16 protein-coding genes are annotated in these 18,816 nt (G+C 55.6%); 8 read left to right on the top strand and 8 right to left on the bottom strand.

Annotation, left to right across the window (positions count from 1 at the left end; all coding sequences use genetic code 11):
- Positions 1-4: 4 nt before the first annotated feature.
- The 3 genes from gabD to hpaD (SR894_RS19375) form a co-directional block, all read right to left on the bottom strand.
- The gene (gene gabD / locus SR894_RS19385) at positions 5-1,456 is read right to left on the bottom strand and encodes an NADP-dependent succinate-semialdehyde dehydrogenase (protein WP_223289002.1); all 1,452 of its coding nucleotides are present in this window, start codon (positions 1,454-1,456) and stop codon (positions 5-7) included.
- A gap of 55 nt (positions 1,457-1,511) precedes the next feature.
- Entirely contained in the window at positions 1,512-2,324 is an 813-nt protein-coding gene (hpaI, locus tag SR894_RS19380; protein WP_133731986.1) for a 4-hydroxy-2-oxoheptanedioate aldolase, read from the bottom strand.
- A gap of 82 nt (positions 2,325-2,406) precedes the next feature.
- Positions 2,407-3,261: a 3,4-dihydroxyphenylacetate 2,3-dioxygenase gene (hpaD, locus tag SR894_RS19375; RefSeq protein WP_223289003.1), complete on the bottom strand. Its 855-nt coding sequence runs from the start codon at positions 3,259-3,261 to the stop codon at positions 2,407-2,409.
- A 145-nt stretch (positions 3,262-3,406) separates the two neighbouring features.
- On the opposite strand from hpaD (SR894_RS19375), the gene hpaA reads away from it, so the two are divergent.
- Entirely contained in the window at positions 3,407-4,306 is a 900-nt protein-coding gene (gene hpaA / locus SR894_RS19370) for a 4-hydroxyphenylacetate catabolism regulatory protein HpaA (RefSeq protein ID WP_223289004.1), read from the top strand.
- A 22-nt stretch (positions 4,307-4,328) separates the two neighbouring features.
- On the opposite strand, the gene SR894_RS19365 is transcribed toward hpaA, so the two are convergent.
- From SR894_RS19365 to SR894_RS19345, 5 genes are all read right to left on the bottom strand, one after another.
- Positions 4,329-5,126 (bottom strand): FAA hydrolase family protein, encoded by a 798-nt coding sequence (locus SR894_RS19365; RefSeq protein WP_223289005.1) that lies wholly within the window; start codon positions 5,124-5,126, stop codon positions 4,329-4,331.
- On the bottom strand, positions 5,113-6,003 hold the full coding sequence (locus tag SR894_RS19360; protein WP_223289006.1) for a fumarylacetoacetate hydrolase family protein: 891 nt from the start codon (positions 6,001-6,003) through the stop codon (positions 5,113-5,115). The genes SR894_RS19365 and SR894_RS19360 overlap by 14 nt, the downstream gene beginning before the upstream one ends.
- Positions 6,004-6,073: 70 nt before the next feature.
- Positions 6,074-7,054, bottom strand: a complete 981-nt coding sequence (gene hpaD, locus SR894_RS19355) for a 3,4-dihydroxyphenylacetate 2,3-dioxygenase (protein WP_133731991.1) — start codon at positions 7,052-7,054, stop codon at positions 6,074-6,076.
- A 63-nt stretch (positions 7,055-7,117) separates the two neighbouring features.
- Positions 7,118-8,626 carry a 5-carboxymethyl-2-hydroxymuconate semialdehyde dehydrogenase gene (gene hpaE, locus SR894_RS19350; RefSeq protein ID WP_223289007.1) on the bottom strand — a complete coding sequence of 503 codons (1,509 nt, stop codon included), beginning with the start codon at positions 8,624-8,626 and terminating at the stop codon, positions 7,118-7,120.
- 14 nt (positions 8,627-8,640) lie between these two features.
- Complete coding sequence (locus SR894_RS19345) at positions 8,641-9,024, bottom strand: 5-carboxymethyl-2-hydroxymuconate Delta-isomerase (protein ID WP_133731993.1); 384 nt, start codon at positions 9,022-9,024, stop codon at positions 8,641-8,643.
- 438 nt (positions 9,025-9,462) lie between these two features.
- On the opposite strand from SR894_RS19345, the gene SR894_RS19340 reads away from it, so the two are divergent.
- From SR894_RS19340 to SR894_RS19310, 7 genes are all read left to right on the top strand, one after another.
- Positions 9,463-11,349, top strand: coding sequence for an FAD-binding monooxygenase (locus SR894_RS19340; RefSeq protein WP_223289008.1), 1,887 nt, complete (start codon positions 9,463-9,465; stop codon positions 11,347-11,349).
- 135 nt (positions 11,350-11,484) lie between these two features.
- The gene (locus SR894_RS19335; protein WP_223289247.1) at positions 11,485-12,477 is read left to right on the top strand and encodes an IS30 family transposase; all 993 of its coding nucleotides are present in this window, start codon (positions 11,485-11,487) and stop codon (positions 12,475-12,477) included.
- A gap of 232 nt (positions 12,478-12,709) precedes the next feature.
- On the top strand, positions 12,710-13,792 hold the full coding sequence (locus SR894_RS19330) for a TRAP transporter substrate-binding protein (RefSeq protein ID WP_227406036.1): 1,083 nt from the start codon (positions 12,710-12,712) through the stop codon (positions 13,790-13,792).
- A gap of 27 nt (positions 13,793-13,819) precedes the next feature.
- Positions 13,820-14,326 carry a TRAP transporter small permease gene (locus SR894_RS19325; RefSeq protein ID WP_223288574.1) on the top strand — a complete coding sequence of 169 codons (507 nt, stop codon included), beginning with the start codon at positions 13,820-13,822 and terminating at the stop codon, positions 14,324-14,326.
- Entirely contained in the window at positions 14,323-15,642 is a 1,320-nt protein-coding gene (locus SR894_RS19320; RefSeq protein WP_227406035.1) for a TRAP transporter large permease, read from the top strand. The genes SR894_RS19325 and SR894_RS19320 overlap by 4 nt, the downstream gene beginning before the upstream one ends.
- Before the next feature lie 235 nt (positions 15,643-15,877).
- On the top strand, positions 15,878-17,215 hold the full coding sequence (locus SR894_RS19315) for an alginate export family protein (protein ID WP_246638177.1): 1,338 nt from the start codon (positions 15,878-15,880) through the stop codon (positions 17,213-17,215).
- 100 nt (positions 17,216-17,315) lie between these two features.
- Positions 17,316-18,806, top strand: coding sequence for an aldehyde dehydrogenase family protein (locus tag SR894_RS19310; protein ID WP_223288573.1), 1,491 nt, complete (start codon positions 17,316-17,318; stop codon positions 18,804-18,806).
- Positions 18,807-18,816: the final 10 nt, after the last annotated feature.

The raw sequence follows: 18,816 nt of genomic DNA, 5'->3' as shown, positions 1-18,816 counted from the left end.
AGTATTACTTAATGCCCATGCACATATATTTAATTTCGAGATAATCTTCAATACCGTAATGAGATCCTTCCCGGCCAACGCCAGAGGCCTTGATGCCGCCAAAAGGAGCCACTTCCGTCGAGATAATACCTTCGTTAATTCCTACCATACCATACTCAAGAGCCTCCCCTACACGCCAGCAACGGCCAATGTTTTGCGTATAAACGTAGGCGGCGAGACCAAAGGGAGTGTCGTTGGCCATGGCTATCGCTTCTGCTTCTGTACCAAAGCGAAACAGCGGCGCCAGGGGGCCAAAGGTCTCTTCGTTGGCGACATCCATGGCTGGCGTGGCATCGCCGAGCACGGTGGGTTCAAAGAAGTTACCGCCCAAAGCGTGGGATTGTCCGCCGCATAACACTTTAGCGCCCTGGCTTAGCGCATTTTCAATATGGCTTTTCACTTTATCGACCGCTTTTAGATTAATAAGCGGGCCTTGCTGGGCACCTTCTTCCTCTGCGGGTGCAACCTTCAGTTTACGAACGGCGGCGACCAATTTCTCACTGAAGGCATCATAGACAGCATCATGAACCAGAAAGCGGTTTGTGCAGACACAGGTTTGCCCGCTGTTGCGGAATTTGGACGCCAGAGCGCCTTCAACGGCATCATCCAGGTTGGCGTCGTCAAAGACGATAAAGGGGGCATTGCCGCCCAGCTCCATACTGACTTTTTTAATCGTACCGGCGCACTCTTCCATTAGCTGACGGCCGATTTCCGTGGAGCCGGTAAACGACAGTTTCCGCACGCTTGCATGTTGAGTGAGTTCGCTGCCGATAGCGCCGGCGCGGCCGGTAACCACATTAAACACACCTGCTGGGATACCCGCCCGTTCGCCAAGTTCGGCCAAGGCCAGCGCCGAAAGTGGCGTTTCGGAGGCGGGTTTGAGCACCATGGTACAGCCGGCTGCCAGGGCTGGGCCAGCTTTGCGGGTAATCATTGCCACCGGGAAATTCCACGGCGTAATGGCGGCAACTACCCCCACCGGCTGTTTGATGACGACGAGGCGACGACCCGGTTTATCGTTAGGGATGACATCGCCATAAACGCGTTTGCCTTCTTCGGCAAACCACTCGATAAAGCTGGCGCCGTAGTCGATCTCGCCTCGGCTCTCGGCAAGCGGCTTACCCTGCTCCCAGCTCAACAGGCGGGCCAAGTCTTCTTTGTGTTCATGCATCAAGGTGAACCATTGGCGAAGAATAGCGGCGCGCTCCTTCGCCGTTTTATCGCGCCAGGCTGGCAGCGCGGCTTCAGCGGCTTCTATTGCCCGGCGTGTTTCCACGCCTCCAACCCGGGCAACGTCGGTGATCGGCGTGTTGTCCGCGGGACTGGTGACGCTGAAGGTTTCGCCGTTATCGGCGCTGACCCACTGGCCATTGATAAAAGCGTGTTGGCGCAGTAGGCGTGAGTCGTGCAGTTTCATGAATGATTCCTAACGTAAAATAGGCAGTGGGTTAAAAAAGCGGTGATAGGTGACGTTAGTAAACCGACGGGGGCGTGGCCGCCGCTGGTGCGGTATCACCGTCGTCTTTAAAGCTGCTGGCCAACGCTTTCAGTGAGTTCATCAAGACGCTGGTGTCGACGCCGACGGCGACAAAGGTGCAACCTAAGGTTAGATAGCGTGCTGCGAGCTGGCGGTCTGCCGATAAAATGCCGGCCGCTTTGCCTGACTGCTGAATGCGCTGGATGGCGTCTTCAATGGCGTTTTGCACCGTTTCGTGACCCGGGTTACCGCGATGCCCTAGGGATGCGCTGAGGTCGGCGGGGCCGAGGAACACCCCATCCACCCCTTCGACGGCGGCAATTTCATCAAGGTGCTTAAGGCCTTCCTGGGTTTCGATCTGTACTAACAGGCAGATTTCGTTATCCGCTTTATCCAGGTAGCCGGGGATGCTGTTCCAGCGCGAAGCGCGTGCCAGTGCACTGCCGACGCCGCGAATGCCTTCTGGCGGATAGCGAGTGGCACGTACCAACTCGCGGGCCTGTTCGGCGCTATCGACCATGGGGATCAATAGCGTTTGTACGCCGATATCCAGATACTGCTTGATCAGCGCGGTGTCGCCGACCGGCGGACGCACGATGGGGTGAGCTTGGTAAGGCGCGACGGCCTGCAGCTGAGCCAGTATTGTGCGCAGGTCGTTGGGGGCATGCTCGCCGTCGATTAATAGCCAGTCGAAGCCCGCATTGGCAGAGAGCTCCGCACAGTATCCATTGGCTAGCCCCAGCCATAGACCAATTTGCGGCTCATTATTGGCTAACGCCTGCTTGAACGTATTGGTAGGTATCTCCATGCCATATCTCCTGCTTGTGTAATGAGTGGCTCTCGTTACCGCCCCGGGCGCCGAACCAGCCAGACGGTTACCTCGAGACTGCCTAAAGGGGAAAGATCGCGTTGATTTGGCCGGTGCCAGAACTGCCAAAAGGCTCAGTGAGTATTTCGGCAGGCGTGTCGTACTCTTCGCCTAATACGCCAAGCAGCATGGCGGTATCATGCATACCGCCTTCGCCGTAGCAGTGCTGGGCATATTCCGGCAGCATGGTGCGGAATTCTTTGAAGTGCCCCTGCCGCCACATCTCAACCACACGTATATCCATCTGGCGGTCAAATTCACGCGTCCAGCGGTGCATGTTTTCCATTGCATCGCTGTTATCACTAAAGCGGTGGGAAAGAGACCCTGAGGCCAACACCATGACGTTGTGATTGCTGACCTTGATGGCGCGGCGTATGGCTTCGCCAAATTTGATGCTTTCATTCAGGTCGTGCCAGGCATCCCAGGCCGCAATCGACACCACTTTGAGCGCCTGCTCCTCAGGGACTCCCATGTGCATATAGCGCATAGGTACCAGGGTGCCGTACTCAAGCTTCAGGCTTTTGATATTGTGCGCCATGGTACGAATGTCTGAGCGGTTCGCTTCCGTGGCGATCAGCTCGCCGAGGTCGGGGCAGCCTGCGTAGTTGTAGGCCATGTCTTGAATAAAGTGGGGCAGTTCGTTGCTGGTATAGATACCTTCAAAGTGATTGCTGCAGTTAATGTGATACCCACTGTTGACCAGCCAGTGGGTATCGAACACCAGCGCAACGTCTGCGCCTAATTCGCGGGCGCGACGGCCGATCTCCTTGTGCCCGGCAATGGCCTCAGCCCGGCAGCCGTGGTGTTGGCCAGGCTGTTCGGATAGGTACATCGAAGGGACATGGGTCACCTTGGCGGCTAAAACAATTTCGCCCATTTTATTCCTCTCAGTGCGGCGTGGCGCTTGAAATACGAGTGGCTATCTCCAGCGGGTGGCTTGTCGCCATGGAGAGTTGCCTCGTTAGTTTGTTAATATATGAACAGCGTTTAGGGTTAAGACGCGCCCACCCAGGAGCAGACACATGGCGTTGACCCCCATTCCCAATATCACGATCGGTCAGGAGTACGATCAGCGGTATGCTGACGCGGCGGTGCATTACGATGCCCTCAGGCCGATGGCTGACTTCTTCGGGCGCAACATGCCGGTTCACCACCATGACCGCTTTTTTCAGGTGCACTACATCAACAGCGGCATGGTCAGGGTTTACCTGGATAACCGGCAGTATCATCAGCAAGGGCCGATGTTCTTTTTGACGCCGCCCGGAATTCCCCATTCGTTCACCACCGAAGAGGGCAGCGATGGCCATGTGCTGACGGTGCGCCAGCAACTGGTATGGTCGCTGCTTGATGAGTGCCCTGACCTTGGCAGTATTGGGCAGATTACGCCCGTTTGCGTTGCCACCGGCCACGTCAGCTCGGAGGCCCGCCATGAGGTTGCCCGCATTGAGCGGCTTTTCGATGAGCTGGGGGCGGAGTTTGCTGCCGAGCGTAAAGGGCGTGACGTGGCGCTGACGACCCTGACGCGGTTGCTGTTTATCAGCCTGTTTCGGCTTTCGGCCAACTCCCTCAAAGCGCAGCATGCACGGCATGACGAGCTGATGCTGTTTCACCGCTTCAATCTGGAAATCGAAGCCCACTTCAAAGCGCACTGGACGCTGTCGGCGTACGCCTCGGCCCTTAACGTGACCGAGGCGCGGCTCAATAGCGTGTGCCGTCGTATCGCTGGGGTGCCCAGTAAGCGGCTGGTGCATGAGCGGCTGATGCAGGAAGCTCGCCGGATGCTGACCTTTACCGGTATGACCGTCAACGAGATTGGCTACCAGTTGGGCTTCCAGGATCCCGCCTACTTTTGTCGCTTCTTTGCTCGTCATGCCGATACCACTCCCTCAAATTACCGCCACCATCAGCTTAGCCAGTCGTGAGCAGGCGTTGACGAGGCATCCTTTAATCGAAGCGCAGCTTCACCGTTCCAAAGGGGCCAAAGTCGGCGTCAATGTCGCTGCCGGAAGGGCATTCCACCGGGCCGATAAAAGAGCCCGACAGCACCACTTGCCCTGCTTCAATACGTTGGCCATAAGTGGCCATGCGGCGGGCCAGCCAGACTAACCCGGTTACCGGATCGTCCAGCACGCCCGCTCCCAGGCCGGTGGCCACGACGTTGCCATCTTTCTTGACGATGGCACCCACCCAGCGCAGGTCAAAAGCCGTCGGCAAGTGACGCTCGTTGCCAAGCACAATGCCCGCATTGGCCGCATTGTCGGATACCGTATCGACAATCAGGCGTGTCTGGCCGGTAGCAGCATCCTGACGAACGATGCGCGTATCCAGAATCTCCAGCGAGGGCACAACGTAATCCGTGGCCGCCAGCACGTCCTCTCGGGTTACTTCACCTTCCAGGGGCGCTTTCATGACGAAGGCTATTTCAGCTTCAATGCGGGGTTGAATAAAGTGATCCTTGGCAATCACGGCCCCTGTCGAAAAGCGCATGTAGTCATACAGCACGCCGCTATCAGGTGTATCGATCCCCAGGGCATCCTGCATTACCTTGGAAGTCAGGCCGATTTTCCAGCCAATGACGTCATGCTCGGTCTTTTTTTGTAGCTGAGCCGCCTGGATGGCATAGGCATCATCCAGCGTCATGTCGGGATATTGGCGCGACAGTAGGCCGATCTGCTCGCGGTTTTTTTCCGCCGCCAGAAGTGCTTCGGCGGCAGCGGATATCTGGGCGTCAGTTAATGGCATTTTTCTCATCCTCCACGCCGTTGACCAGTTTGCCGATGCCTTCCGCTTCGACCTCAATGACATCGCCAGGCTTCAGCCAGATAGGGGGATCGAAGCGCGCACCGGCGCCGGTAGGCGTACCACAGACGATAACGTCGCCGGGCACCAGGGTGGTAAACGTGGAGACGTAGTTCACGATATAGCGAAAATCGAACATCATGCGCGAGGTGCGGTCGTTCTGGCGTACTTCGCCGTTGACCCGGGTGGTCAGCTCTATATCGTCTAACTGAGAGGCGTTATGGAACGGCACCAGCCATGGCCCGATAGCGCCGGTGGCGTCAAAGTTCTTCCCCTGGGTGACGTTGAATTTGGCATGTCGTACCCAATCACGAATGGTGCCCTCGTTGCATAGGGTAAGCGCGGCAATATGCTCGTAAGCCTTCTCTTTTGAAATACGCCGGCCGCCCTTGCCGATAACGATGGTCACTTCACCTTCATAGTCGAGCTGCTCGCTCTCGGGAGGGCGTACCAGGTTCTGGCGATGGCCGACAAAACTGCGCGGGAAGCGAATGAACAAGGAAGGCTTGCTGGGGGCGGCCTGGCCGTCTTTATACTCTTCATTACGTGACGGAAAATTAACGCCGACACAGATCAGTTTCTCAGGGTTGGCGATGGGAATCAGATAAGTGACATCTTCTTCACGATAGCTTGGGCGGCGGCCTTCTGCGGCGTTCAACAGTTCGTCGATCGCGCCCGCTTCAATAACTTCTTTAAGACCTTTGAACCGATGACCAAACTCTGGCAGTAGATCAATGATCCCGTCAGCGGTAACAACGCCGTAACGATCCGCGCCATTAGCGTGAAAAGCGGCCAGCCGTGGGGGCAGGGGTGCACTCATGACATATTCTCCTGGGCCCGGCTGAGCCGGGCCGTTTGCTGCGAAACCTGGAAGATGCAACCAGGCGCTGTTAAGGGGCGATGATCGGCGTGGCCTTTAGCTGAGATGCTTTGGTCTCGACACCCTTAAACAGCGAGCCGTGCTCAAACCAGGAGCGCGGCGCTGGCGCCCCCCATAGCGTTTGCCGCTGGGGGTCTTTCAAGTCCCACTTGATTGGTTCTAGATCCGGGTCAACGGTCTGATAATCAGAGCAGTAGATTTCGATGCGGTGGCCATCCGGGTCGAGGATGTACAGGAAAAATGCATTGGAGATGCCGTGGCGACCGGGCCCACGTTCGATATTGCTGACGTAACCGGTGGTGGCCATCAGGTCGCACAAATCGATGATATTGAGTGGCGTGGGCACCCAGAATGCAGTGTGGTGCAGGCGCGGGCCTTCACCGTTAGTGAAGGCGATATCGTGGACACCTCCCTTACGATGCATCCAGGCCGCCCATAGCTTGCCGCTCTCTTCATCCTCGGTATATTCAGTGACCCGGAATCCCATGCTGTTATAGAACGCCACGGCGTCATCGACACTGGTAGAAAACAGGTTGAAGTGGTCGATGCGTAGCGGTTTGACACCCCGGTAGAGAGCGTACTGTTGATGGATAGGCGCTAGCCGTTCCATCTGGTAATAAAACTCGATAGGGGTGTCAAAGCAGTCCACGGTGCGCAGCGTGCGACCTTGATAGGGGCGTTCTACCCACTCGACGGGCTTACCCTGCTGCTCAAACCATGCGTACGCCTTGTCTAATTCGCTCTCATCAAAAACCTTGAAAGAGAGCGCCTGAACGTTAGCTTCAGCGCTTTTTTCGAGCACCATGCAATGGTGGCCGCGCTCTTCCATGGCCCGTAGATAGATGCGCTGGTCGTCTTCGTCGGTGACCTGAAGGCCGAGCGTATCCACATAAAAGTGGCGGCTCTTGGCCAGATCGGTCACGCCGAATACAACATGGCTTAAGCGTATAATGTTGAATTCAGGATATAAGTTAGGGGCTGGTGTGGGCATTGTGTTTCTCCATGTACCATCTAAACAAGCGGTGTGAGCCAGAGGTGTCGTCTCGGGCATTAATTAGCCGAGTTTCGGAACCTGATGCACCTTGCGCGGGAAGGATACGTTGACGGTCTCCATATAAAAGTCGAAAGACCAGTCCCCGCCGTCCCTGCCAATGCCGGAGGACTTAACGCCACCAAAGGGTGCGGGCAAATGGCGCACGTTCTCGGAGTTGACCCACATCATGCCGGCTTCAAGCTGATCGGTTAAACGCATGGCGCGGTTGAGGCCATTGGTCCACAGGTAGGCAGCCAGGCCGTACTCGGTATCGTTGGCGATGCGCAGAGCGTCGTCCTCGTCTGTGAACGGAATGGCGGTCAGCACCGGGCCAAAAATCTCTTCCTGGGCGATGGCCATATCGTTGTTGGCCTGGGTAAATAGCGTTGGGCGCACGAAGCAGCCCTCTTCGCCGACCTTTTCGCCACCGGCCGCAATGGTGGCGCCTTGGGCGCGAGCCTTGTCAAAATAGGACAGCACTTTTTTCTCGTGCTCAGGGTGAATCAGCGGGCCGACGACGGTGTCCGGGTCAAGAGGGTGGCCGACCTTGACGTTGTTGGCGATGTCGGCAACGCGGCGAGTGACCTCGCCGTAGATAGTGTCTTGCACCAACAGGCGTGAAGAGGACGTGCAGCGCTCACCGTTGAGCGAGTAGATCATGAAGGTGGCGGCTTCTATCGCACGCTCAATATCCGCGTCGTCAAAAATAATGACAGGATTTTTACCGCCGAGCTCGAAATGGAAGCGCTTCAGCGTGGGAGCTGCCTGGGCCATGATCATTTGCCCGGTGCGACTTTCACCCACAAAGGCCACTGCCTTGATGCCTTTGTGCTCTGTTAGCGCTTTACCCGCGTCCTCGCCGAAACCATTGACCAGATTGAGTACGCCCTTCGGTAACCCGGCTTCTTCTGCGATCTCAACAAGCAGCTTGGCTGTCATCGGCGAAAATTCGGCGGGTTTGTGTACCACTGTGCAGCCGGACGCCAGGGCGGGCGCTATCTTCCAGGTGGAGAGCATAAACGGCGTGTTCCACGGTGTGATCACTCCCACTGGGCCAAGCGGGCGCTTGGAGGTTACGTTCATTTGGGTGTCGTTACGCAGGGCCAGGCCATCCTCGGCCTCGGGGGCTTTGTCTGCGAAGTAGCGAAAATTAGCCGCACCACGAATAGCTGCCTTCGACATAAAACGCAGCGCTTGGCCGGTATCCATGCACTCCGTGAAGGCGATCTCTTCTGCACGGGCTTCGATGGCTTCGGCCACCTTGATCAGAATAGCGCGGCGCTCTTTACCTGGCGTTTTACTCCAGGTTTTAAAGGCTTCCTGAGAGGCTTTGACGGCGCGGTCGATATCTTCGCTGCCACCACGGGCAACGCTGGCTAAGGGCTTGAGGTCAACGGGAGAAATAGTGTCGAAGGTGGCTCCCGACTGTGCGGGTACCGACTCACCGTTGATGTGGTTGAGTACCCCTTGCTCTTTAAAGCGCTGCATATACTGCTGCGCCCGGGCGATGTTGTCTTGCAAAGTGCTCATAGTGAAGGCTCCTGTTATGACGACAGTCGGGAGTGAATAGGCGTGTCTTTCCAACTCAAATCGGCGCTGATTTCGCGGATTTCCAGTGATAAGGCGAAGTAGGGCGTGGCGAGCGGCTGGGCCAGAGCTTGCTGTACGCCTGCAAACACCAGGTCGCCGGCAGCTTTAAGCGCACTCCGTTCTCGGCCTGCGCCCACAGAGAGCGTCATGGCCATAAAATTGTTGTCGGGGTGGTCATCGGCAACGATGCAGTGGTCTGCGGCGAAGGCGCGTACCCGGATACCCGCGATAGGAAAAATACCGCTCTCTTTCATTGCCTTGTGGGCGGCCAGGCATACATCTTGTACGTTAACCAGTGTTGCCACCTCGGGCGAATACTCGATATGCAGGTGTGGCACGTTGTAACTCCTTGAAAATACTGGGCTATCTAGCGCATAGAAGCAGTCTGACCTGAGTAGCGCAGTGGTTTTTAAAATGACACGCTTATTTTCATTAATGTATTAACGAAAAAATAAAGGCGCCTGTCAAGATGAATTTTACATAGCCTTTCGCATAGCCTTTTGTATAGCCAAGAGAGCGAAAATTGAAAATTCACGGACTCCTTTTTTAGCACGAAGACATAGACCTCCATCTCTTGTAGATGGTTTTTTAACACTGCCGCTGTGAATTGTATTAATAGATTAACAATATTTTTTAATTTATTAATGGTTGTCGACTAAGGTAGGTGGGGTATTTATGAAAAGTACAATGAAGGCTGTGTAAAACACATCCTCACGAGTGTTTGCCTGATCCAGTATAGAAAAATGCCAAGCCATCACGTTTACGAGGTAGATATTATGCAGTTCCACCACTATGGCTATGTTTCCCACGACCCACGTATCAAACCTGCAGCGGGTAGCGGTGTAAGCCGTGCGGCATCGCTGCCTGAGGAAGTGGATGTACTGATTGTGGGCACCGGGCCTGCTGGCATGATTATGGCGGCCCAGCTGGCTCAATTCCCCGAGGTAACAACGCGCATTGTCGAAAGACGGGCGGGGCGACTTGAAATTGGGCATGCAGATGGCATTCAGGCGCGCAGCGTTGAAACATTTCAAGCCTTTGGTTTTGCTGATCGCATCACTGCCGAAGCCTATCGCATCACCGAGATGGCGTTTTGGAAGCCGGATATCAGTCAGCCGACTTGCATTACGCGCACCGCGCGTACCCCTGACGATCCTGCGGGTATTAGCGAGTTTCCTCACCTAATCGTTAATCAGGCAAGGGTGCTTGATTATCTCGCCGAAGCCGCCATGAACGGGCCTGCGCGCATTCGTCCCGATTATGGTTTTGCTTTTGATAGCCTGCATATCGCTGAAAATGATGAGTACCCGGTCACGGTGACGTTACGCCATACCGCGGGTGAGCAGGAGGGGCTTAGCCGAACGGTACGGGCTAAATACGTAGTCGGGTGTGATGGGGCGCGCAGCGGTGTACGCTCAGCTATTGGTTGCACCCTGGCGGGTGATCAGGCGAATCATGCCTGGGGGGTCATGGATGTACTGGCGGTCACCGACTTTCCCGATATCCGTACGAAATGTGCCATTCAGTCGCACTCGGGGGGCAGTATTCTACTTATTCCCCGCGAAGGTGGTCACTTGTTCAGAATGTACGTGGATCTCGGTGAAGTGCCGGCGGATGGCAGCAATAAAGTGCGCGAAACGCCGATTGACACCATCATCGCCAAAGCCAATGAAATCATGCACCCCTACCAACTGGATGTACGCCATGTGGCCTGGCACAGCGTTTACGAAGTGGGGCATCGCCTCAGTGACCGCTTCGATGACGTCGAGAATCCGGATGCTGGTCGCCTGCCCCGGGTTTTCATTACTGGCGATGCCTGCCACACCCACAGTGCCAAGGCCGGGCAGGGCATGAATGTTTCCATGCAGGATGGTTTCAACCTAGGTTGGAAGCTAGGCCATGTATTGACCGGCGTCAGCCCCGCCAGCCTGTTATCTACCTACTCCGCCGAGCGCCAGGTGGTGGCTAAAAACTTAATCGACTTTGATAAACAGTGGTCGTCGATGATGGCCAAGCGCCCGGAGGAGTTTGAAGACCCGTCCGAGCTGGAAGATTTCTACATGCGGACCATTGAGTTCCCCGCTGGCTTTATGACGGAATATCAGCCATCGATGATCATTGGGGAGACAACCTATCAAGCCCTTGCCGCTGGGTTTCCAGTCGGCAAACGCTTTAAGTCGGCGCCAGCGATCCGAGTGTGTGACGCTAACCCGCTGCAGCTGGGGCATCTGGCTGAAGCCGATGGGCGCTGGCGTCTGTATGTATTTGCCGACTCAGCGGCAGTCGATACGCCTTCGGCCATCGATGAATTTGCCACGTGGTTGAAGACGTCACCACAATCGCCGCTGCAGGTGGCGCCGCAGACTGAGGGCGTGAGTACCTGGTTTGATGTCAAGGTGATCTATCAGCAGCCGCACGAGGAGATTGATATCACACGGGTGCCTGAAGCTTTCAAGCCGGAAGTCGGCCCCTTTGCGCTGGTCAATTTAGAAAATGTTTTCGGGTGTCTCCCGGACGACGATATTTTCAGTGCGCGTAGCATTGACCGTCATGGTGCCGTGGTAGTGGTTCGCCCTGATCAATATGTGGCCCATGTTCTGCCGCTATCGGCCACCGAAGAGCTCGCCGCTTTCTTTAAACCCATCTTCACCGTTGGCGTATGAATAGTAGCCGCTCAGAATGATCCCGCCTGTGAGCCTGGATTCATAGAATAACCGCAGCACTTTGGACCACAAGGTAGAGGCAGGAGGGTCAGCGCCGGTACCCTCTCTGCCTTACCTACCAAAGTGAAGCAGAGCATGGGATACCGACAACTGACCCAGAGCCAACGATACCAAATTTTTGCCTATCTTGAGACCGGCATTAGCCAGCGAAAGATAGCTAAGGCGATTGGTGTCCATAGCAGTACCATTAGTCGCGAGATAAAGCGCAACGGTCTGACCAGTGGTTATGCGCCTGAACAGGCTCAATCGGCAAGTGATCAGCGTCGACGCACTGCCTGGAAAGTGACGAAGCGGCTGCCCAGCCTGATTCGCTGGGTCACTGACCAATTGATGGACGAATGGAGCCCTCAGCAAATCAGTGGCTTCATGGCCAATGCCAACGGGGTCTGCGTAAGCCATCAATGGATCTATGCGTTAATCTGGGACGACAAGAAGCACGGTGGAACCTTATGGAAACGGCTCCGACTGCCACGCCAGCGGCGCTATCAGCGCCAATTGGCTAAGCGGGCGGGGTTAGGCAAAATCCCGCACCGAGTAGGCATTGAGCAGCGCCCTGCCAAGGTGGAAGAACGGCGCCATATCGGCCATTGGGAAGGCGACACGGTGCTTAAGGGCCACAAAGAATCTGGACTGGTGACCCTGGTCGAAAGACGCAGTGGCTACCTCTTGGCAGCGCGGCTGCCAACAATCACCGCCACTAGAACGGCTCAGGCAATGACGCGGTTATTGGCACCACGCCGAGGGGCAGTGCACTCCATCACTTTGGATAATGGGTCGGAATTCGCTGAGCACCGGAAAGTTGCCAAGGCCGTCTCGGCTAAGACCTATTTTTGCGACCCGTACCGCTCATGCCAGCGTGGTACTAATGAAAACACCAATGGTCTGATTAGGCAGTATTTTCCTAAAGGTACTGACTTTCGCAAAGTGACCAATGCCGAGCTACGAAGTGTCGTCAATAAGCTAAACGATAGACCAAGGAAGCGACTGGGATACCGAACCCCAGCGCAGGTGTTCTTAGGCGAATACTTAGGAGCACTAGAAACCGCAGGTGCTGCACTTACTAGTTGAATCCAGGAGCCAGCGCTAAGCGCTGGCTCCTTCACGTTTAAGGGGCATCGTTAGATTATTTTAAAGATGTTGATTGTGATATTGTTAAAATATTAACAATATTTTAATTGTCTACGACTAACGGATGGCTTCCCGCTCTCACTTATTTTTGTTTATATATTAACAAAATGATGATTTAGCAGTGACCACCCCAATAAACCTCTGGTATCTATAATAAGTAATGGAGAAAGTCATGCCTCAATCCCCGTTCCTGCCCCGTCGCCTACGTCTCAGCCTTGGCGTAGCTGTGGTGGCTTCCATGGCCGCGTCGCTGCCCGCTCAAGCGGCAACAACCTTAAGAATCATGCATTTCTTGCCTGCTATGTCGAATGCTCAGCAGCAGGTCATTGAACCATGGTGCGAAGATCTTGAGGCCCAATCTGAGGGTGAGCTGCGCTGTCAGATATACCCCTCAATGCAACTGGGGGGAACGCCCGCCCAGCTTGCCGATACCGTTCGTAACGGCGTGGTTGATATCGCATGGACGGCGTTGGGGTACTCCGCTGGTCGTTTCCCTCGCAGCGAGGCGATGGAACTGCCTTTTGTACTGCCTTCTGGTGGCGTTGAAGCGAGCCGCATTGCCTGGCAGTTCTCCCAAGAGCACGCTGCGGAAGACTTTGAAGATTATAAAGTCTTAGCGGTGCACAGTGATGGTGGCAGCGTGCTCCATACGCGGGAAACCCCAATTCGTAACCTTGAGAGTATGAGTGGCCAACGGCTCAGATCGCCTACGCGTATGGCATCCAGGATTATCGATGAAATGGGGGCCTCAGCAGTCAGCATGCCGCCCGCACAGATCGCCGATACGCTGGCCAAAGGCGTTATCGATGGAGCTACGGCCGGATGGGAAGTGGTGCCACCGACCAAGCTAAATGAAGTGACTTTTTATCACACCGAAAATGCCGACGACCAGGCGACTGCCACCGTGACTGTGCTGGCGCTGTTGATGAATCAACGCAGCTATGACCGCTTGCCGGATGAGGCGCGGGAGGTGCTTGACTCGCTCAGCGGTGAGGTGCTCTCCGAACGCTTCGGCAGCGCCTGGGATGCGGCCATCAGCGACGCTCGAAGCAGCATTGAAGCTGACCCGGCGCATACGATTATCACCCTGGACGATGCGGCTTGGCAGGAAATGAACTCAGCGACGCGCGGTATCGCTACCGAGTGGATGGACAATAGCGACGACGGTATTGATCGTCGCGCCTTGGCGGAGGCGCTTGCCGCAATGGTTGACGAGCAGGTTCCAGACCTACGCCTGAAAGCGTCAGATCAGTAGGGCGAGTCGAGCCGTTTGGAGAGGGTGATGACAAGAATAGTACTGAGACGGTTAGCCATTGCGATGGCGATGGCAGGCGGTGTGTTACTGCTGTCGGCCATCGGTATTTCTCTGCTGTCGATGTTAGGGCGGCGACTTTGGTCAGCCCCCATATCAGGGGATATTGAGTTGCTGCAAATGTTGATTGCTGTCGCAGTGGCCTGCTTTCTTCCGCTGTGTGAGATCAACGACCGTCATATCCGCGTGGATATCGTCGGAACGTTCTTGCCAGCGCTATTTAACCGCGTCCTGTTGGCGATTGCCCATTTAGTGCTCGCTCTGGTGAGCGGGCTCTTGGTTTGGCGAACGGCTCTGTTAGCGCTCGACAGCCTGACCTATAACGCCCAAAGCGTTCAGCTTGGTATCCCTCAGTGGATTCCTCAGGCAGCCATGCTTCCTGGCATTGCCATGCTGGGCATGTGCGCGCTTTATCAGGGCATTTACTGCGTTGCTCACGATGTGGAAGCGGCAGCGTCAGAGGGGGACAGTCTATGATGGGCGGCCTTGAAATAGGTGCTATCTCGCTGGGCATCTTATTGGTGATGCTGGGGGTGCGATGGCACGTTGGGGTCGCCATGCTGGTGGCCGGTGCGATCTGTTACTGGTTAGTGAATGGCGGTGATACCCGGTCACTGCTCTTTACGCTTAACAATTTGGTCTACGCCCGTTTCTCCAGCTATGACCTGGCGGTCATTCCGATTTTCATCTTGATGGGCCAGTTTGCCATTCACGGCGGTTTATCCGCTGCCTTGTTCCGGGCCTGTGCTAGTTGGATAGGCCACTGGCGAGGTGGTTTGGCGATGTCGGCGGCCGGTGCTTGTGCAGGCTTCGGTGCCATTTGCGGCTCCTCTTTGGCGACCGCCACTACCATGAGTCAAGTGGCTCTTCCAGAGTTGGAGCGCTATCACTATGGACAGCGCCTCGCGACGGGTACCGTGGCAGCAGCCGGCACCCTGGGCATCCTGATTCCCCCTTCTGTGCCGTTAATCGTTTATGCGGTACTGACCCAGGAATCGATTGCGGCGCTCTTTATGGCGGCGATCGTGCCTGGGCTGTTAGCGGTGGCAGGCTATCTGCTGGTTATTCGTATCATGGCCATCAGGACGATGCGTGGTGTTGCCAGAGCCCCTCGCCACTCCTGGGCCGAGCGGTTAATCAGTTTGCGCGACATTGCGCCGATACTGGTTATCTTTGTCGTTGTCATCTTTGGGCTGTATGGGGGGTGGGCAAATTTAACCGAAGCCGCTTCCATTGGGGCGGCGGCCTGTGGTCTGTATGCCCTATGGCGTGGAGGCATGCGCTGGCAAGGAGTCTATAAAAGCCTGGTAGGGACGGCGGAAGCGACCGCCATGATCTATCTGGTAGTAATCGGCGCTGACCTGTTGAACAGCGGCCTGGCGCTGGGGCAGTTACCGAGTACGCTGGCAGAGTGGATACTCAGCAGCGGTTTGGCACCGCTGGCGGTGCTGCTGATCATCTTGCTTATATATCTGCTGCTGGGCTGTGTGATGGATTCGCTGTCTATGATCATGTTAACCATCCCTATCTTTTACCCCATTGTCATGGGGCTGGAGCTATTTGGTCTGGACGCCAGTGCAAAGTCAATTTGGTTCGGTATCGTCGCGCTGATGGTGGTGGAGATTGGCCTGATAACACCGCCGATGGGCATGAATTTGTTTATCGTGCAGAAATATAGCAGAGGCGCGTCTTTGGCCACCGTCAATCGAGGTATCTTGCCGTTTATTGGGGCGGACGTGGTGCGTATTGCGATTGTCGTATTTGTCCCCGCTCTCTCCTTGGTGTGGCTATAGCATGGCTATGAAAACCACGCTGCTTTAGCGCGCTTCCATCCAACCTTTATACCGGCCTCAGCGCCGGTTTTTTTGTTCCCCATGGTCGCCAGTAAAGGACGCAGGCAAGGAGAGGCAGTTTTTCGTCAAACAATGACAAGAGATGCTCTGCGTGACTGAATAATCTGAGTCAGGTTAACCAATACGCAGTGCCTAATATCCAAGCAAGCCGTGCAAAATAACAAGGGATCTCTTCATGATGAAGCTACGCTATTCCGCCTTGCTGCCTGTGACCGCTATTGCCACTGGCGCGCTAACCGCTTCGTTAAACAGCGCCCGTGCCGCTGAGCTGGTCGATAACGAGACTACCCACATAGAGGCCAACGTTGAGGTGGTGGTGGGCGCCTTTCATAGTCAACAGGGCTATGCGCAGTCCGAAACGAGCAAGGCTGGCGGGCGAGACTGGCAGGAGGGGTACGCCAAATACGGCCTGGACGCCGCCCATTCGCTTCAACGCAGCTCGCTTTATGCCAATGTGGCCTGGGTGTCCAGCGCGACGCTTGGTCAAGGAGACGCGGCTGGCTTTACGACCGGGGACGAGCGCAAAACGCGACTTGAAAATCTTTATGTCGGCTGGAAATCAGGCGATACCGTGGCCGCCCTGGGTGAAGACGGCCTTGATTTCTCACTGGGCCGTCAGCGTATCCAGCTCGGCGATGGTTTTTTGATTTCCGGGGATGCCCTCAGCTTTGGTGAGGGTGTGCTAGGTGGCGACCTAGACCGGGGAGGTGCCTACTATTTAGCTGGGCGACAAGCGTTTGAAAAAACCGCTGTTCTACGCTTGGGGGGCGAGCAAGGCTGGCGCGGGGATGTTATGTGGCTGGAGTCAGACAATCCAGCTCAGGCCAAACCGGCGCTGGGGATTGCGAATTTTGAGCGTGTGACCGACAACGGCACGCTTGGCGTTACCTATCTTGATGTACTGAGTACGGACGACGACTATGCTTTTCTCTACCCTGACCGCGAAAACGTTAAGGTCTATAGCGTGCGGGGGCAAGGCAATGTCGGTGTCGAAAACCTGTTTCTTTCTGGTGAGTACGCACTACAGCGAAATGGTAGTTCAGAGGACGAAAATGCCTGGTACCTGGAAGCAGGCTGGACATTCTCAGACGCGCCATGGACGCCTAGCGTTAGCTACCGGTTCAGCCGCTTCTCCGATCAGTACGACCCGTTATTCTATGGTAACGGCCGAGCGTTGGGCACCTGGTTTCAGGGAGAGGTGGCGGCCAACTATGCCGGCCCCTTCAATTCGAACTCCCGCGTCCAGCAGCTTAACGTGACGCTTACACCATCGGACAGCTTGAGTCTGGGCGCTATGCTTTACGACTTCCATACCCTGTCTAGCGAAGCAGGCCCCAACGTGGATGGGCAGGAGGTCAATCTTTACGCTTTTTGGGCGCCCAGTGAACGCTGGTGGGTGATGCCTTTGATCGGGCGTTATGACCCGGATACTTCTGCCGCAGGCGGTGGCAGCCAGATCGGCAGAGACAGCGCTAACCTGTATACCCAATTACTGCTGGGATTTAATTTCTGAGGTAACAAACGCGAGGAGAACTTGGGTGGCAGTGCCCACGTGAGGGCTACATGCCATCCATTGGTTGAGCGTTTTGAATATTGATCAAGAGGATTTTGATATGACTAATAAGTTAATCGTAGCGTTACCTGACGTAGAGGCTTTTTTACAGCGTGCCCGTGGGTCTTTCATTGATGGAGGATTTCGTGAGCAGGGAAATCCTATTGCCATTATTAACCCGGCGGATGGCAGTCAATTAAGCACGGTGGCCCAGGGCGATGTGGCGCTGGCAGACGAAGCGGTCGCTATCACCAAGGGCAGCTTTGATGATCGGCGCTGGCGAGGTATGAGCCCGGCGCAACGGGAGCGCATTTTGCTTAAATTTGCTGACCTCGTTGAACAGCACAGCGAAGAGCTTGCCCAGATTGAAACGCTCAACCAAGGGAAGTCGATCAATATCTCCAGGGCCGTCGATGCCGGCTTTTCAGTTGATTTTATCCGCTACATGGCGGGCTGGACCACGAAGCTGGAAGGCAAGACCGGCGACGTGTCGATTGGCATGCCTGAAGGCGCTAACTTTAACGCCTATACCCTCCGCCAGCCTGTTGGTGTCGTCGCTGCGATCGTGCCGTGGAATTTCCCCATGATGATAGCGCTGTGGAAAGCGATCCCAGCGCTGGCCGCCGGATGCTCTGTGGTTGTAAAACCTGCTTCTGAGACTCCGCTTTCCGTACTTCGGCTGGCTGAACTTGCCGTTGAAGCGGGTGTGCCTAAGGGCGTATTCAATGTGATCCTGGGGTCAGGCTCGGTGGTGGGGCAGCATTTAGCGGGCCATGCGGATGTGGACAAAGTCACTTTCACCGGCAGTACTGAGGTGGGTAAAGTGATTGGTCATGCCGCGGTTGATCATATGGCCTCATTCTCGCTGGAGCTGGGTGGCAAAAACCCCATGCTGGTGTTGGCAGATGCGGATATCGAGAAAGCGGTCAACGGTGCGCTCATGGGCGGATTGCTTAATCAAGGTCAGGTGTGTGCCGCCGCGTCACGCTTTTACGTGCACCGTAGCCTGCACGATGAATTCTGCAGCCGGTTGCGCAGCGTGGTTGACCAGATGTCTGTAGGCCCAGGTATGGATCCTCAGGCGCAGGTCAACCCTGTGGTTTCGCAACGCCATCAGCGCAGTATCCTGCAGCATCTTGAGCGCGCCAAAGCTCAGGGCGCCAACGTACATTACGGCGTCCAGGTGCCCGAAGAGGGCTTCTATGTTTCGCCGGTCATCATCAGTGACGCCAAGCAAACGTTCGATATTGTGCGTGAGGAAGCGTTTGGGCCGATCCTGACAGTGATTCCGTTTGATGATGTGAATGAGGCGCTGGCTATGGTTAACGACAGCGAGCTGGGGCTAGCCGCCAGCCTATGGACAGAGAGTTTGTCCGAAGCGATGCGCTTAACGCCAGAGATTGAAGCGGGCACCGTTTGGGTGAACACCCATGTGACCCTGGATCCCAGCCTGCCATTCGGTGGCTTTAAACAGTCAGGCATTGGTAAAGAGTTTGGGCAGGAAGCGATCTACTCCTATACCAAGCTTAAGTCCATTTGTATCGCTTACTAAAACGACAACA

It is taken from the genome of Vreelandella neptunia, from assembly GCF_034479615.1.
Taxonomy (GTDB): domain Bacteria; phylum Pseudomonadota; class Gammaproteobacteria; order Pseudomonadales; family Halomonadaceae; genus Vreelandella; species Vreelandella neptunia.
Note: the sequence above shows the minus strand (reverse complement) of the source record. Positions and strands in the feature narration are given on the sequence as shown.